Below are 16,051 nucleotides of genomic sequence, written 5' to 3'. Positions count from 1 at the left end.
CACCTGTGCATAAATGTTGGAAATTGAGCTAATCTGTTCCGTGTGAACAACGCCCTTTTGAGCTACCACGACGCTGTCCTTTACCGTTCGGGTGAACCGTACCGCATCCTCGCTGGAGCCATCCACTACTTCCGGGTTCACCCCGATCTGTGGCGGGACCGCTTGCGTCGACTCAAGGCCATGGGGGCCAACACTGTTGACACCTACGTAGCCTGGAACTTCCATCAGCCGCAGCGTGATGCGGCACCGGACTTCACCGGCTGGCGGGATGTTGGCCACTTCATCGACCTCGCAGCAGAGGAAGGTCTGGACGTCATCGTCCGCCCGGGTCCCTACATTTGCGCAGAATGGGACAACGGAGGCTTCCCGTCATGGTTGACCGGCATCCCGGGCATCGGGCTGCGGTGCATGGACCCGGTATTCACCACCGCCATTGAGGAATGGTTCGACCACCTACTGCCGATCGTTGCTTCCCGGCAGGCCTCCTTGGGCGGGCCGGTGGTGGCCGTGCAGATCGAGAACGAGTACGGCAGCTACGGCGATGACCATGAATACATCCGCTGGAACCGCCGGGTCCTCGAAGAGCGCGGCATCACGGAGCTGCTGTTCACGGCCGACGGCGGCACGGACTACTTTCTGGACGGCGGCTCTGTCGCGGGAACGTGGGCTACAGCGACGCTGGGAAGCCGGGGAGATGAAGCCGTGGAGACATGGAAGCGACGTCGCCCAGGTGAACCGTTCTTCAATGTCGAGTTCTGGGGCGGCTGGTTTGACCATTGGGGCGAACACCACCACCGGCGCGATGCCGCCGATGCAGCGCATGAAGCCCGCAAGATGCTTGATCTTGGCGGCTCCGTTTGCGTCTATATGGCCCACGGCGGGACCAACTTCGGCCTCGGATCCGGAAGCAACCACGATGGCTCCCGCCTGCAGCCGACGGTCACGAGCTACGACTCCGACGCGCCCATCGCGGAGAACGGTGCCCTGACGCCTAAGTTCCATGCCTTCCGGGCAGAATTCTTCCGTGCGCAAGGCATTGAGGAGATGCCCGGGCTCCCCGCCGAATTGCTGGCGGACCCTCCGGTGGTCCCGGCGCAGTCGCTGCCATTGTCGGCCGGACCGGACGTGCTGGAGCTTGCACGCAGCTCCGGCAAGCCCGTCAGCAGTGTCAAGCCCCTCAGCTTCGAACAGTTGGGGCTCGACGCCGGTATGGTCCTGTACTCCGCCGACGCCATCTTGCCGGGCCGCGCCGACTCTCCCAGCGAGTGCCGGTTGAAGATCACTGGCCTGAACGACCGCGCCTACATCTGGGTGGACGGCGCTTTTGCCGGAGTGCTGGACGATACGAGCGGCGCAGAAGGCTTGCCCCTGACAGGGACTGGTGCCTCCGCCAAGCTGGACATTCTGGTGGAGAACCTGGGCCGCATCAACTACGGGCCCCTCACCGGGCAGGGCAAGGGAATCCTGGGCGGAGTCCTCATCAACCAGCGCTACGCGTTCCACTGGACACAGGTACCGGTGGCACTCTCCGAGTGGGGCAGCGAGGAGTTGGAAGACCTCGCCGGGGCCGACTTTGACCTGCGGGAACCGGCTGATACTTACGTTGCCTTGCCCGATTCCGGGAAGGGCTTCGTCTGGCTCAATGGTTTCCTTCTCGGACGGTACTGGGAAAAAGGACCACAGGTCACCCTGTACGCGCCCGCACCGTTGCTGAACGTTGGCCTCAACCGCATCAAGGTTCTTGAACTCGGCAAGCCGGGGACCGTCGTCGAGCTTCGTGAGCAGCCGGACCTTGGCCCCGAAGAGCCCGGCCCCATCGCCGCCGCCGAACTGCCCTAGGGATCAGGCAAAGCGAATTATGCTGGCACGATGAGCCCGCAGTTCGACACCCGCCCCGCAGCCTACGCCGTCATCGTCAAGGAGGAACGGATCCTGCTGGCCTACTGGAAGCAGGATGACAAGGAGGGGTGGACCCTGCCCGGCGGAGGCTTGGATTTCGCCGAGCACCCCGTTGATGGGTGCCGGCGCGAAGTCCGGGAGGAAACCGGCTACGAGGCCAGGGTTGACCGGATGTTGGGGATCGACGTCGGACACTGGCCCGGGGAGACGCAGGCGGACGGCTCAGTTCGGGGCTTCGAGGCCCTGCGTATTGTCTACGAGGCCACCGTGGTGGGCGGAGAACTGACCTACGAGGTGGATGGCAGTACTACCCATGCCGCGTGGATTCCTTTGCATGACGTCGGGAAGCTGAACAGGGTTTCCCTGGTCGACACGGCACTGCGCCTCCACAGTGAGCGCCCGGCAGACGGAAAGCCCGGCACGGAGGGCTAGCCAAGCTGCCCAACGGTTGGCTAGGCTTGGCATCGTTGCCGGCCTTCCATGCCGGCCCTGATGCCCAAGGAGGTGGATTTTGATGATTGCCATAACTTCGCGCGCCCCGCACGCGGCGGCGCACCGTCATCACACCACTCATCCTGTCCCGGCATCTGCCCGCCAGTAGCAGGCAACCGGGCCTCAGCAGAGGCATCCCATTGAACACTCACGCGAATACCTACGCGAACACTTACGCTTCTTCAAGCGACCCTTCATTGAGCAGCACCATGCCATTCCGCGGACCTGCGGAATACGGCTTTACAGCCAAGACAGCAGCGCTCTTCAGCGCCAATCTTCCGGCGGACAACCAGGACGCAGCCAGCCCCGGAAGGGTGGTCCGCCTGGACCGCAACCGCGTTCTCGTTGCCTCCGGTGAAGGCCTGCTGCATTTGCCCTATCCCACCCAAGGACTGGTGCCCGCCACGGGGGACTGGGTCTGGGTCGGCCGGAACAGTGCAGGCGAGCCGGCCGTCGTCGCCGTCCTTCCACGCTATTCCGCGCTGAGCCGCAAGCGGGCCTTCGAGGCTTCCTCCGAGGAACAAATCCTGGGCAGCAACATCGACATCGTCGCAGTGGTGGTCCCCGTGGACCGGCCACTCACGCACAACCGCCTGGAGCGCACCCTGGTGGCTGCTTGGGACTCAGGGGCCACACCGCTGGTGGTTATTACCAAAGCCGACCTGGCGGACCTCGCGGATGACGTCGTGGGGGAGGTCATCGTGCAGGCTGCGGGCGTGGAGGTGGTCACCACCTCCGCCGAGCACGGCGATGGGCTCGACGAACTCATGCAGCACATCCCCGACGGCGCCACCCTGGTTCTTCTGGGTCCCTCAGGAGCGGGGAAATCGACGCTCATCAACGCCCTGGCAGGCCGCGACGTCCAGCAGACCGGTGCCGTCCGCGCCGGCGACGGCAAGGGCAAACACACCACAACGGCCAGGGAACTGGTGCCCCTCAGCGGCGGAGCTGTCCTGATGGACACTCCCGGGGTGCGCGGGTTCGGACTCTTCGACGCGGAGGACGGGATGGAGGAGATGTTCGGTGACCTTGACGAACTCTTCGCCCAGTGCCGATTTGCCGACTGCGCCCACCAGGCGGAGCCCGGCTGCGCCGTGCAGCAAGCGCTCGCCGAGGAGGCCCTGGATCCCCGGCGATGGGCCAGCTACTTGAAACTGCAACGCGAGCTCGCTGCCCTGAACCGCAAACATGATGCCGCGGCCCGCCGCGCCTACCAGCGCGAATGGCACCAAAAGGTGATGTCGGCAGACAGGGGCCAACGCGCCGTCGAACGTTACAAACATGACCAGGCCCAGGAACGGTCCGGCAGGGGAGCCAAACGAAGGAAGCGGTAAACATTGCCGATTGATTACGGAAATCGTGCCGCCGCTGACATCGTCGGTGGTGCTGGCTACGCTGGGTGAAGATTGCTTTGCAGCCAAGTAATAAGAGTGCATATGATCATCAGGCTCTACCGATGTTCTCGACCACAGATAGGTAAGCCCGGGTATGGCCGAAGCCATGATTGAGTTCCAGAGCGTCACCAAGCGATACCAGGGCGGGCAACCGGCGGTGGACGATCTCACCATGTCCATCGACAAAGGTGCCATTACCGTGTTCGTGGGGCCCTCGGGCTGCGGCAAAACCACGTCCCTGCGAATGATCAACCGCATGGTGGAGCCCACCAGCGGGACCATCACCGTGGCCGGTGAGGATGTGTCCCAGGTTCCGGCGGCAAAGCTGCGCCGCTCCATGGGTTACGTCATGCAGTCGTCGGGCCTCTTGCCGCACCGCTCCGTGCTGGACAACATCGCCACCGTCCCGCGGCTTAATGGCGTATCCAAGGCAGCGGCGCGGAAACGCGCGGCGGAACTGCTTGACGTCGTCGGCCTGGCATCGGTTCTCGGGAAGCGTTACCCGAGCCAACTCTCAGGTGGGCAGCAGCAGCGTGTCGGGGTTGCCCGGGCGCTCGCTGCTGATCCGCCTGTCCTGCTCATGGACGAACCGTTCAGCGCAGTGGATCCTGTGGTGCGCGACGAACTCCAGCAGGAGTTGCTGCGCCTGCAACGTGAACTCGCCAAGACCATCGTGTTCGTCACGCATGACATCGACGAAGCCACCGTGCTCGGCGACAAAGTTGCGGTGTTCGCCGTCGGTGGCAAGCTGGCCCAGTACGCCGCGCCGGAGGAAATCCTCAGGGCACCGGCAAACGACTTCGTTGCCTCCTTCGTGGGCCGCGACCGCGGTTTCCGGCACCTCGCCTTCAACGCCGCGGACGCCGTGACCCTGCACCCGGTGACCATGGTCAGCGCCAACGACGGCCACAGTGCCGGGCGTCGCTCGGGGGAATGGGCGCTCGTGGTCGACGACGACACCCGTCCGCTGGGGTGGTCCTCGCCGCGTGACGGCGCCGGCCTGATCCCCGGCGGATCGCTCTTCCGCAAGGGGGACACGCTGCGTCGCGCCCTGGATGCGGCGTTGTCGTCACCGTCGGGTCTTGGCGTGGCGGTAGACGACGACGGCCGGGTTGCCGGAGTCCTGAAGGCGCCGGAGGTCCTGGCCTTGATCGAGGAAGTCCGGCACCACAGGGAGGACGCCACCTGATGGAGTGGTTCCTTGCCAACAGCGGCATGGTCCTGGGCCTGGCCGGCCAGCACCTGGTTCTCGCGATCATTCCGATGGTCCTTGGACTGCTGATTTCCATTCCCTTGGCCCAGCTGGCCCGGCGGAACAGCACACTCCGTTCGGTGGTGGCTACTGCTACGTCACTGCTTTACACCATTCCTTCGCTTGCCCTGTTCATCATCTTGCCCACCATTCTGGGGACCAGGATTCTGGACCCCCTGAATGTGGTGGTGGCGCTGACCATCTATGCCGTGGCCTTGCTGGTCCGCGCAGCGATGGATGCGTTCGACTCGGTGGACGACGATCTCCGGAACGCCGCCGTTGCCATGGGCTTCAAACCCATGGCCCGTTTCTTCCAGGTAGACCTCCCGTTGTCCCTCCCGGTCATGTTCGCCGGTCTTCGCGTGGTGTCGGTCAGCAATATTTCCCTGGTCAGCGTTGCGGCATTGCTGGGCGTAGGGAACCTTGGATTCCTCTTCACCGACGGACTGCAGCGGACCTTCATCACTGAAGTGGTGGTGGGAATCCTTGCCATCCTGGTCCTGGCCTTGCTGATGGATGCTGTTCTTGTGGTGTTGGAACGACTCCTGACGCCTTGGACCCGTGCGGCAGGTGGCAAGTCTTCGGGAGCTGACGCCACCACCTTGATCACTGAACCCAAGTCCGGTCCTGGCCTGCCGCGTGCAAGCCTTCGGCCCGATACGGGGGCGTCCGGATGAATATTTTCGCTGAAACCATTGCCTGGCTGCTCGACCCCAAGCACTGGACCGGAACCGGCGGGATTCCCACCCGGCTCTTCGAACATCTGCAGTACAGCGCCCTGGTGTTGCTCATTGCGGCCGTGATCGCTATCCCGGTGGGCCTCTTCATCGGGCACACGGGACGTGGCCGGGTTGTGGCTGTCGCTGTGGCCGGCGCGCTCCGGGCGTTGCCTACCCTCGGATTGCTGGTCCTGTTCGCCTTACTCGCCGGCAGCGGCCTGATGCCGCCGGTCTGGGCGCTGGTGATCCTCACCGTGCCGCCACTCCTGGCAGGTACCTATGCCGGTATTTCCAGTGTTGACGCCAACGTCGTTGACGCTGCGAGGGCCGTGGGCATGACCGAACTGCAAATCCTGTTCCGAGTGGAATTGCCCAACGGACTGCAGGTGATGTTCGGCGGTATCCGCACCGCGGTGTTGCAGGTCATTGCCACTGTTTCCGTGGTTGCCTATCTGCCGCTGGGAGGGCTGGGCCGGTACCTGTTCGACGGCCTTGTCCTTCAGGACTTCCCCAGGATGCTGGGCGGCTCGTTGCTTATCGCCGGACTTGCGATCGCCGTGGACCTGATCCTCGCCGGTGTGCAACGGCTTGTCCTCTCACCGGGACTGACCCTCGACTCAAAAGCAAAAGGCAGCCACAAGGCGGCCGAAGATCTCACAGCCACGGCGCCAGCCGGGGCTGCCGTTCAAGGAGGTACACCATGAAGAACCCCGTCCCAATGACCCTTACACGCCGTGGTCTTGGCGGCCTCGCAGCCGGTGTGGGTGTGGCCCTCGCCTTGAGCGCCTGCGGTGGCAGCCCCTTGGCCACCCCTTCCTCGGCGGCGCCCAGTGGCTCTGCCGGAGGCTCCCTGGTAGTGGGCTCCGCTGACTTCCCCGAGAGCCAGGTCATTGCCGAGATCTATGTCGGCGCCCTCAATGCCGCAGGCCTCACGGCTACGTCCAAGCCGAACATCGGTTCGCGCGAGATCTACTTCAAGGCCGTGCAGGACGGGTCCATTGACCTCGTTCCTGACTACTCCGGGAACCTCCTTTCCTTCGTCGACACAGAGGCCGCGGAGGTCTCGGCCGATGATGTCTACAAGGCGCTCCCCGGCAAGCTTCCCGAGGGCCTGGGTGTCCTGGAGGCTTCCAAAGCCGAGGATAAGGACGCGATGGTAGTTACCAAGGCGACGGCCGAGAAGTACCAGCTGAAGTCCATCGAGGACCTGGCCAAGGTGTGCAAGGACTTCACCATGGCTGCCCCGGCCACGTTCGAGACCCGCTCGTACGGTTTCCCCGGTCTGAAGAAGAACTACAACTGCGAACTCAAGGGCCTGCAGCCGTTCAGTGACGGCGGCGGCAACCTGACCCTGCAGGCATTGCTGGAAGACAAGGTCCAGGTGGCCGACATCTACACCACCACGCCGTCCATCGTTGACAACGACCTCGTTGTTCTTGAAGATCCCAAGAACAACTTCAAGGCCCAGCAGGTCCTGCCGCTCTACAACAAGGCAAAGATGACGGACAAGGCCAAGGAAGCACTCAACAACGTCTCCAAAATCCTCACCACCGACGATCTGATCAACCTGAACAGGGCCGTCAGTGGCGACCAGAAGCAGGCACCCAAGGACGCCGCAGCCGCTTGGCTGAAGGACAAGGGCATCGTTAAGTAGCATCCGCATAAAACCGCGTACGACGGCGGTGACGGACCCTCGCGGCTCCGTCACCGCCGTCGTCGTATATGTGAGTTAAGTCTCAGCTGAACTGCATCACCCGTGTGGCATATTTGAGGAATGGCGAAATTCAAGCAGTCCACCAAGCTTCATAATGTCCTCTACGACATCCGTGGACCGATTCTTCAGGCCGCCCAGCAGATGGAGGCGGAGGGTCACAGAATCCTCAAACTGAACATCGGAAACCCGGCCCCGTTTGGTTTTGAAGCGCCTGACGCCATCTTGGTGGACATGATCCGCCACCTCCCGAACGCCCAGGGCTACAGCGATTCCCGCGGTATCTTCTCGGCCCGGACAGCGGTATCGCAGTACTACCAGACCCGTGGCATCCAAAACATCCACGTCGACGACATTTACCTGGGCAACGGAGTCAGTGAACTCATCACCATGTCCCTCATGGCTTTGCTTGAGGACGGCGACGAGGTTCTGATCCCCACCCCGGACTACCCGCTGTGGACGGCCTCGGTTGCACTGGCCGGTGGCCGCCCGGTGCACTATCTCTGCGATGAGGAGTCCGGCTGGCAGCCCGATCTCGACGATCTCGAATCGAAGATCACTCCACGGACCAAGGGAATCGTGGTGATCAACCCGAACAACCCCACGGGTGCCGTTTACCCGGAGGAGACGCTCAAGAAGATTGTGGCCGTGGCGGAGAAGCACGGCCTGGTGCTTTTCGCCGATGAGATCTACGAAAAGATCTTGTACGAAGACGCCGTGCATGTGAATTTGGCTGGACTGACCGGTGACGACGTCCTGTGCCTGACGTTCAGCGGCCTGTCAAAGGCCTACCGTGTGTGCGGTTACCGTGCCGGGTGGATGGCTATTTCCGGGCCGAAGAAGGACGCTGCGGATTACCTCGAAGGCATCAACCTCCTGGCCAACATGCGCCTGTGTGCCAACGTCCCTGCGCAACACGCCATCCAGACTGCGCTGGGCGGCTACCAGAGCATCAACGACCTCATCCTGCCCGGCGGCAGGCTGCTGGAACAGCGCAACAAAGCCTACGACCTCCTCAATGCCATCCCGGGAGTCAGCACCCAGCAGGCCCGGGGTGCCTTGTACCTGTTCCCGAAACTGGATCCTGAGGTGTACCACATCAGGGACGACGAAAAGTTTGTCCTTGACCTCCTGAAGGAACAAAAGATCCTGGTTTCCCACGGGCGTGCCTTCAATTGGGTTCGTCCGGACCACTTCCGGATGGTGACCTTGCCCAACGTCAAGGACATCGAAGAAGCGATTGGCCGCATGGCGGACTTCCTGTCGAGGTACCCGGGCAACTAGCCTGAGGTGCATAGCCGCGCCATCGGGGCGCGGCCGGACAGAAGGGTACCGCCACATGGCTGCTGGAGTTGAGTTCGCCAAGAGTCCGGCCGAAGTTCTGAAGGTTGGCCCGGGCTTTTCGCTGGCTGGCGTTGACCCCCAATCCACTCCCGGCTACCCGGGGGCCAAGGCTGACGGAAAGGCGCTGCTCGCCGCCCAGGACGACCGGTTGGCCGGGCTGCAAGAGCAACTCTTCGCCGAGGGCAAGTTCGGCAGCTCCAAACGGCTCCTGCTGATCCTGCAGGCCATGGATACTGCGGGCAAGGGCGGGATTGTGAGCCATGTGGTGGGCGCCATGGACCCACAGGGCGTACACCTGGCCGCTTTTAAGGCACCCACGGAAGAGGAAAAGTCCCACGACTTCCTGTGGCGGATTGAGAAGCAGGCACCTGCTGCGGGCATGGTTGGCGTTTTCGACCGTTCGCATTACGAGGACGTCTTGATCCACCGCGTTCATGCCTGGGCGGATGGCGAGGAACTGGAGCGGCGGTATGCGGCAATCAACGATTTTGAGGCACGCCTTGCAGAGCAGGGCACCACTATCGTCAAGGTCATGCTGAACATCAGCAAGGACGAACAGAAAGAGCGTCTCATCGCCCGGCTTGACGATCCCGCCAAACACTGGAAGTACAGCCGGGGCGACCTCGCCGAGCGCGCCTACTGGGACGACTACATGGCGGCCTACGACATCGCTTTTGAGAAGACCTCAACGGAAGTTGCTCCCTGGCACGTCGTGCCGGCAAACAAGAAGTGGTACGCCAGGATCGCTGTTCAACAGCTGCTGCTGGACGCCCTCGGAGGCCTGGGGCTGGACTGGCCCAAGGCCGACTTCGACGTCGCCGCCGAACGCGCTCTGGTGGCAGCCTCCTAGGGCTTCCGTTCCTGCTGGCGTCAGTCGGAGCCGGCGGCAGCTCCGGCGTCGTTCCCTGCGTCGCGGGCGGTAGCCAGGCGCTTGCGGGCGCCTTCCAGCCAGTCCTCGCAGCGTTTTGCGAGGGCCTCGCCGCGTTCCCAGAGGGCCAGGGACTCTTCGAGGCTGGCCCCTCCGGCCTCGAGCCGACTGACGACGGCGACCAGTTGTTCGCGGGCTTCTTCGTAGCTCAGTGAGTCCAGGGGATCGGTCCCGGGAGCTGATGGATTGTTGTCGGTCATGATGTCCTTTGCGTGGGTTTGCAGGGCTGTGGGGAAATCAGGGCTCCAGGATTTCCCCATGGCCGGCGGAGACGGCCTTGAATCGTCCGTGGGCTACCCGAATGGCGAGTGCAGTCCCGTCCGGAGCCTCATCGGGAGTGCTGACCACATGGTGCCCTGCCTGGTCCTCTCCAACGAGCTGGACAACGGCGTAACCGCGGTCCAAGGTTTTCTGGGGTGACAGTGCCCGGACCTGGGCCCGCAGGTGATGCACTTGGTCCAGTGCCCTCACAACGGCCGTGCTGACCGCTGAATGTGTTCTGCGCTGCAGCCGATGGATATCCTCGGCGCGGGCGTCCACCATGGTTGCCGGGGAGGCAAGGACGGGGCGTGATTTCAGGGAATGAAGCCTGTCCATTTCGCGGTCCACCATGCGGCTGATGCCGCGGCGCAGGTGCTCCCTCGCTTGCCGGACCATGGCCAGTTCTTCTGCGACGTCCGGAACGATCCTCTTGGCGGCATCCGTGGGCGTGGAAGCGCGGAGGTCCGCAACATCGTCGAGGATTGGCCTGTCGGCTTCATGGCCGATGGCGCTGACCACCGGGGTGCTTGCCGCCGAGACCGCGCGAATAAGGTCCTCGTTGCTGAACGGCAGGAGGTCTTCCAATGCGCCGCCACCACGGGCCAGTACGATGACGTCCACCTGGGGATCGGCATCAAGTTTCTTCAAAGCGGTAATGATCTGGGAAACAGCGGTGTTGCCCTGGACGGCCACCTCCCTGACATCGAACTCCACTGCGGGCCACCGCAGGGCGGCATTACGCATGACATCTTTCTTGGCGTCCGAGTCCCTGCCGGTGATCAGGCCAATGCGGTGGGGGAGCAGCGGCAGCTTCCTCTTCCGGGAATCGGCAAACAGGCCTTCAGCTGCCAAGGCTTGGCGCAGCCTTTCAATTCTCGCGAGCAAGTCACCGAGGCCTACCGGTCTGATGTCCTTGACCGACATGTTCAGGCGCCCGGTTTTGACCCAGAAGTCCGCCTTCACCAGCGCCACCACCCGTGAACCGCGCTCCAACGGAATTTTTTGCCGGTCCAGCACGGTGGACCATACGGAGGCCGGCAGGGAAATCTCGGCGTCGACGTCGCGGAGAGTGAGGAAGGCGTTGCCGCCCCTGCGGTTCATTTCAATGACCTGGCCCTCGATCCACGCCGCCGGTGCACGCTCGATGTGGGCTTTGAGTTTCCGGGACAGCAGTTGCAGAGGCCAGGGATTGTCCGGGCTGGTTTCGGCAGCGGTCCCGGGAAGGGTTGATTCCGGCGTCGCTTCAGCGGACATGGCTGATCCGTGCCTGTCCCGGTCGCTGCGGTTGTGGCTGCATTCTTGTCGTCCTCATTCAGGGGTGCGTCCTTGGATGCCGGCCGCCTTCCAACTCTATCCATAGCTTTACCGCCGGCTCCGACATTTTTCCTATCATGTGGACAGACCTAGGATGGTGGCACTGCCCCCAACCCCAAGGATGACCTTGCGTACTTTTGTCTCAGCAGTTGGAGTGGTCCTCGCCGTGCTCCTCACGGCCGTCGCCGTTCCCACCGCGTGGGTGGACCAGAACATCGTCAAGGAAGAAGGGTTTGTCCGTATCGCCGGATCCCTGGGAAATGACCCCGGATTCCAGGGCAGGCTGGCTGCGGCCGCTGTAGGGACCTTTGAGTCCTCAGTGGATCTCCCCGATCCCATTCAGTCGCTGGCCGCCGATGCCCTGCGGAAAGCTGCCTCGGGCATGCAGTCGTGGAGCGACTATCCGAAGGCCTGGGAGGACACTGTCAGGAACAGCCACAAACTCAACTTCGGCACAGTGGACCAAGCCGAGGAAGCCCGTGGCAGTACCGCACTTGTCCTTGACATCGGTCCCATGGTCAGGCTTGTTCGCGACCACTTCGCCGAGGCCACCACTATTCGCATTGATGTTCCGGCCGAGAGCCTGGTGTCGCTGGGGCAGCCTTCCCACCGACAACTCGTCGAGCGGGTCGCGACGTTCGCTCCCTTGTGGTGGGTGGCGGCCCTTGGCGCTGTAGTTTCGGCCCTTCTGGCGCTCGTTGCCTCTCGACGCCGTTCCCTGGTTCTGGTGTTCCTCGGACTTGGCGGGCTCGCCCTTGCAGCCCTTTGGACTGCCGGGGCTGATCTTGCCGGGGGAGTGGTGGGGAACCTCGACAGCGCCAACGGTGTGGCGGAGCTGTTCAAGGATGAGTTCCTCACTGCGGCCCGCGCCGGCTTCGGGCAGTGGGTTGTGATTGCAGCGGTCGTCTCCGGCGTTGTCCTTGTGGTGGGCGTCATAGCAGCTGTGGTCTCAGGGCGACAACGGTCACGTTCTGCCCTGAGCTAAAGGCCGGGCCGGTAGCATGGAGGCATGACCAGCACAGCAGTTTCCATCCCGATGCCAACGGTGCCCCGCAGACGGCGATCTCCGGAAGAGGTTCAGGCAGCGGCTCCCGTGACGGGTCCCAAGAAGGTCCTGCTGGCAGCTCCGCGCGGCTACTGTGCCGGTGTCGACAGGGCTGTCATCGCTGTTGAGAAGGCCCTGGAGCACTACGGGCCGCCTGTCTATGTCCGGAAGCAGATCGTCCACAATGTCCATGTGGTCAGCTCCCTGGAAGAACAGGGTGCCATTTTCGTGGAGGAAACTGACGAAGTTCCCGAGGGCGCCTTGGTGATCTTCTCGGCACACGGCGTTTCCCCCGCTGTTGTCCAGTCGGCTGAGGACCGTGGCCTGCGCACCATCGATGCCACCTGCCCCTTGGTCACCAAAGTCCATAAAGAGGCTGTGCGCTTCGCCAAGGAAGACTACGACATCCTGCTCATCGGCCACGAGGGCCACGAGGAAGTCGAAGGTACGGCCGGCGAAGCTCCCGAGCACATCCAGATCATCAACGGCCCCCACGAGGTAGACAAGGTCACCGTCCGCGACCCAGAGAAGACCATCTGGCTTTCGCAGACCACGCTGAGTGTGGACGAGACCATGGAAACGGTCCGTCTGCTGAAGGACCGCTTCCCGACGTTGCAGGATCCGCCCAGCGACGATATCTGCTACGCCACCACCAACCGCCAGGTAGCCATCAAGAAGATCGCTCCGCAGGCCGACCTGGTGATCGTTGTGGGTTCAGCAAACTCCTCCAACTCAGTACGCCTGGTTGAAGTTGCTCTCGAATACGGAGCCAAGAGTTCATATCGCGTCGACTTCGCGAACGAAGTGGACGAATCCTGGTTCGAAGGCGTGGCTACCGTAGGCGTGACCTCCGGGGCCTCCGTTCCTGAAGTCCTGGTGCAGGACGTCCTGCGACTGCTCGCGGACTATGGTTATGGCGAAGTCCAGGAAGTTGTCACGGCAGAGGAAGACCTCCTCTTCTCGCTGCCCAAGGAATTGCGTGCAACCTTGAAGAAGGCGGGCGACGTCACGCGTGCCCTGGGCGGGCGCGGAAACCGCCCCTCATCCTAGGTCTCAAACCCAGACACTGGGATCCGGACATTTTGACCCGTTGCGGGCCGTCTACGAACGGCCCGCAACGGGTCTTTTCAGTCAGGCTGCTGAATCCCGATCTTCCCTGTTTTCAAGGAGCTCAGGTGCAGCCAGCGCCCTGGGAACGGCTTCCACCGACGGCGGGGCCGTAAGTCCGGCATCGTCCATGGTGTTGAGCTTGCGGGCCGTGGGGAGCACCCGCGCTTCCAAGGTGCCTACCATGGCGTTGTAGCGATCAACCGAGGTCTTGAGAGAGCTTCCCAGCTTGCTGACGTTCTCGCCCAGTGTGCCCATCCGTTCGTACAACTGCTTGGAGAGCTCAAACAGCTCGTGGGCGCTGTCCGTGAGGACATCCTGCCGCCAAGTAAAGGCCACTGATTTGAGGACTGCCAGCAGCGTGCCGGGGGAGGCAAGTACGACGTTCCGGGACAGAGCGTGCTCCAGCAAGGCCGGGTCGGCCTCAAGGGCGGATGCCAGGATCGACTCCGCCGGAAGGAAGCAGATCACCAGCTCGGGGGAGTTACCCGGAATGTCCCAGTACTTCTTGGTTGCCAGTGCATCGATGTGGGCCTTGAGCGCTTTGGCGTGCTGTGCCAGGAGTGTCTTCGAGTCCTGGTTACTGGCAAGGGCTACCGATTCACCGAAGGCCCCGTCTCCATGCAACTGCTCCTGGGCCGCGAGGTAGGAGGCCAGCGGTACTTTGGCGTCCACCACAAGTTGCTTGCCGCCAGGCAGCTGAACCACGAGGTCCGGCCGCAACGTATTCTCGGTTCTGCCCGAATGCACCTGTTCGTGGAAGTCGACGTGCCGCAGCATCCCTGACGCCTCCACTACGCGCCGAAGTTGCACCTCGCCCCACTGGCCACGCGCGCTGTTGGAACGAAGGGCGGAAGCCAGCGCGTGGGTCGACCTGAGGAGTTGTTCATCGGAGAGGCGTGCGTCCTGCAGCTGTTGGGCAAGCTGTCCGTACTGCTCCACGCGGTCGCGCTCCAGCAATGACACCTGCTGCTGTACCGCCGTAAGTTTCTCGGCTACGGGAGCCAACGCCCGCAGAACACTGCCGTCGGAGTTCCTGGCCGCGCTCAACTCGCGGTTCTGCGTAAACAAAAGCCGCCGCTCGGCGTCGGCCGCTGCCAACTGCGCCGTCACCTCCGAAAGCCGCGACGAGACGGCGTCGAAGTCCTCTTCCAAGCCAGCGCCCCGGCGTCGGAAGGCAACGTAGCCGGCAGCGAGACCAACCGCAGCGCCAACCAGCAGCATCAGCAAGGCCAAAACCAATCCAAATCCATCCATAAGGCAACCCTGTCACAGGGGTGCGACAGTTTTAGCGAGGCGGACCGGCAGTACGCGTGCTGACCGTGCAGGGCAAGCGGGGACGGGCTTCCTACGGGTAGAATCAATGCTCGTGGCTCTTACTATTGGCATCGTCGGACTGCCCAACGTCGGCAAATCAACCCTTTTCAACGCACTGACCCGCAATCAGGTGCTCGCTGCGAACTACCCGTTCGCCACGATCGAGCCCAACGTAGGCGTCGTGAACCTGCCTGACCCCCGTCTGGCGAAGCTGGCCGAAATCTTCGGTTCGCAGAAATTGCTGCCCGCTCCCGTGTCTTTCGTGGACATCGCAGGCATCGTGAAGGGCGCGTCCGAAGGCGAAGGACTGGGCAACAAATTCCTGGCCAACATCCGCGAGGCTGAAGCCATCGCGCAGGTCGTCCGCGTTTTTGACGACCCCGATGTCATCCACGTCGACGGCAAGGTCGACCCGCGCTCCGATATGGAGACCATCAACACCGAGCTGATCCTCGCTGACCTTCAGACCATCGAAAACGCCATTCCGCGCATCGAAAAAGAAGTCAAGATCAAGAAGCGCGATGCCGCAGAGCTGGCAGCCATCAAGGCCGCCCAGACGGTGCTGGAACGTGGCGACACCATCTTCTCCTCCATCAAGAGCGACAAGCTCGAAATGGGCCACCTCAAGGAGCTTGGTCTCCTGACGGCCAAGCCGTTCATCTACGTCTTCAACGCCGACGAAGGCATCCTTGGCGATCCCGCCAAGCAGGAAGAACTGCGCGCCATGGTTGCCCCGGCCGACGCCGTCTTCCTCGACGCGAAGCTCGAATCCGACCTTGTCGAACTGGACGAGGAAGAAGCCCGGGAGATGCTGGAAATGAACGGCCAGTCCGAATCCGGCCTTGACCAGCTGGCTCGCGTCGGTTTCCACACGCTCGGCCTGCAGACCTACCTCACCGCCGGTCCCAAAGAAACCCGTGCATGGACCATCCGCCAGGGCGACACCGCGCCCCAGGCAGCAGGTGTGATCCACTCAGACTTCCAGCGCGGTTTCATCAAGGCCGAGGTGGTCTCCTTCGATGACCTCATCGAGGCGGGCTCCATGGCCGAAGCAAAGTCCCGTGGCAAGGTCCGCATCGAAGGCAAAGAGTATGTGATGGCCGACGGCGACGTGGTGGAGTTCCGCTTCAACGTCTAGATTTTAATTGATGGAAATATGCCGCCCCCCGTGAATCGGAGGGCGGCATATTTTTCGTGGTGTCTGCCGGAGCGGTCCGCCGGTTATGACGACCCCATGAATTATGTCCGGCTATGGCACCATGAGCAGT

The 16,051-nt window shown here is 62.8% G+C and carries 15 protein-coding genes; 12 read left to right on the top strand and 3 right to left on the bottom strand.

Translation table 11 applies throughout. The features are described 5' to 3' along the window. Positions 1 to 42: 42 nt before the first annotated feature. From JMY29_RS13585 to JMY29_RS13545, 9 genes are all read left to right on the top strand, one after another. A complete protein-coding gene (locus JMY29_RS13585) occupies positions 43 to 1,839 on the top strand; it encodes a glycoside hydrolase family 35 protein (protein WP_189075216.1) in 1,797 nt (598 codons plus the stop codon). A gap of 30 nt (positions 1,840 to 1,869) precedes the next feature. After that, on the top strand, positions 1,870 to 2,331 hold the full coding sequence (locus tag JMY29_RS13580; RefSeq protein ID WP_018776577.1) for an NUDIX hydrolase: 462 nt from the start codon (positions 1,870 to 1,872) through the stop codon (positions 2,329 to 2,331). A gap of 269 nt (positions 2,332 to 2,600) precedes the next feature. After that, positions 2,601 to 3,725 carry a ribosome small subunit-dependent GTPase A gene (rsgA, locus tag JMY29_RS13575; RefSeq protein ID WP_189075440.1) on the top strand — a complete coding sequence of 375 codons (1,125 nt, stop codon included), beginning with the start codon at positions 2,601 to 2,603 and terminating at the stop codon, positions 3,723 to 3,725. 154 nt (positions 3,726 to 3,879) lie between these two features. After that, complete coding sequence (locus JMY29_RS13570; RefSeq protein WP_272932226.1) at positions 3,880 to 4,974, top strand: ABC transporter ATP-binding protein; 1,095 nt, start codon at positions 3,880 to 3,882, stop codon at positions 4,972 to 4,974. Beyond that, positions 4,974 to 5,714 (top strand): ABC transporter permease, encoded by a 741-nt coding sequence (locus JMY29_RS13565; RefSeq protein ID WP_018776574.1) that lies wholly within the window; start codon positions 4,974 to 4,976, stop codon positions 5,712 to 5,714. Before JMY29_RS13570 ends, JMY29_RS13565 begins: the two co-directional genes overlap by 1 nt. After that, positions 5,711 to 6,460, top strand: coding sequence for an ABC transporter permease (locus tag JMY29_RS13560; RefSeq protein WP_039242274.1), 750 nt, complete (start codon positions 5,711 to 5,713; stop codon positions 6,458 to 6,460). The genes JMY29_RS13565 and JMY29_RS13560 overlap by 4 nt, the downstream gene beginning before the upstream one ends. After that, on the top strand, positions 6,457 to 7,410 hold the full coding sequence (locus JMY29_RS13555; protein ID WP_018776572.1) for an ABC transporter substrate-binding protein: 954 nt from the start codon (positions 6,457 to 6,459) through the stop codon (positions 7,408 to 7,410). The genes JMY29_RS13560 and JMY29_RS13555 overlap by 4 nt, the downstream gene beginning before the upstream one ends. 120 nt (positions 7,411 to 7,530) lie before the next feature. Then, the gene (locus JMY29_RS13550; RefSeq protein WP_018776571.1) at positions 7,531 to 8,751 is read left to right on the top strand and encodes a pyridoxal phosphate-dependent aminotransferase; all 1,221 of its coding nucleotides are present in this window, start codon (positions 7,531 to 7,533) and stop codon (positions 8,749 to 8,751) included. Between the two features lie 55 nt (positions 8,752 to 8,806). Continuing rightward, entirely contained in the window at positions 8,807 to 9,661 is an 855-nt protein-coding gene (locus JMY29_RS13545; RefSeq protein ID WP_189075215.1) for a polyphosphate kinase 2 family protein, read from the top strand. A 20-nt stretch (positions 9,662 to 9,681) separates the two neighbouring features. Here JMY29_RS13545 and JMY29_RS13540 read toward each other — a convergent pair whose 3' ends face one another. Continuing rightward, the gene (locus tag JMY29_RS13540; RefSeq protein WP_039242271.1) at positions 9,682 to 9,939 is read right to left on the bottom strand and encodes an exodeoxyribonuclease VII small subunit; all 258 of its coding nucleotides are present in this window, start codon (positions 9,937 to 9,939) and stop codon (positions 9,682 to 9,684) included. A gap of 37 nt (positions 9,940 to 9,976) precedes the next feature. Beyond that, a complete protein-coding gene (gene xseA / locus JMY29_RS13535; RefSeq protein WP_039242269.1) occupies positions 9,977 to 11,254 on the bottom strand; it encodes an exodeoxyribonuclease VII large subunit in 1,278 nt (425 codons plus the stop codon). A 181-nt stretch (positions 11,255 to 11,435) separates the two neighbouring features. On the opposite strand from xseA, the gene JMY29_RS13530 reads away from it, so the two are divergent. Both JMY29_RS13530 and JMY29_RS13525 read left to right on the top strand, forming a co-directional pair. After that, a complete protein-coding gene (locus tag JMY29_RS13530; protein WP_189075214.1) occupies positions 11,436 to 12,299 on the top strand; it encodes a hypothetical protein in 864 nt (287 codons plus the stop codon). A gap of 24 nt (positions 12,300 to 12,323) precedes the next feature. After that, positions 12,324 to 13,409, top strand: a complete 1,086-nt coding sequence (locus JMY29_RS13525) for a 4-hydroxy-3-methylbut-2-enyl diphosphate reductase (protein ID WP_018776566.1) — start codon at positions 12,324 to 12,326, stop codon at positions 13,407 to 13,409. Between the two features lie 81 nt (positions 13,410 to 13,490). Here JMY29_RS13525 and JMY29_RS13520 read toward each other — a convergent pair whose 3' ends face one another. Then, positions 13,491 to 14,723 carry a DNA recombination protein RmuC gene (locus JMY29_RS13520; RefSeq protein ID WP_189075213.1) on the bottom strand — a complete coding sequence of 411 codons (1,233 nt, stop codon included), beginning with the start codon at positions 14,721 to 14,723 and terminating at the stop codon, positions 13,491 to 13,493. A gap of 112 nt (positions 14,724 to 14,835) precedes the next feature. On the opposite strand from JMY29_RS13520, the gene ychF reads away from it, so the two are divergent. Continuing rightward, the gene (gene ychF, locus JMY29_RS13515; RefSeq protein ID WP_026266974.1) at positions 14,836 to 15,921 is read left to right on the top strand and encodes a redox-regulated ATPase YchF; all 1,086 of its coding nucleotides are present in this window, start codon (positions 14,836 to 14,838) and stop codon (positions 15,919 to 15,921) included. Positions 15,922 to 16,051 lie beyond the last annotated feature (130 nt).

Source organism: Paenarthrobacter nicotinovorans (assembly GCF_021919345.1).
Taxonomy (GTDB): Bacteria; Actinomycetota; Actinomycetes; order Actinomycetales; family Micrococcaceae; genus Arthrobacter; species Arthrobacter nicotinovorans.
Note: the sequence above shows the minus strand (reverse complement) of the source record. Positions and strands in the feature narration are given on the sequence as shown.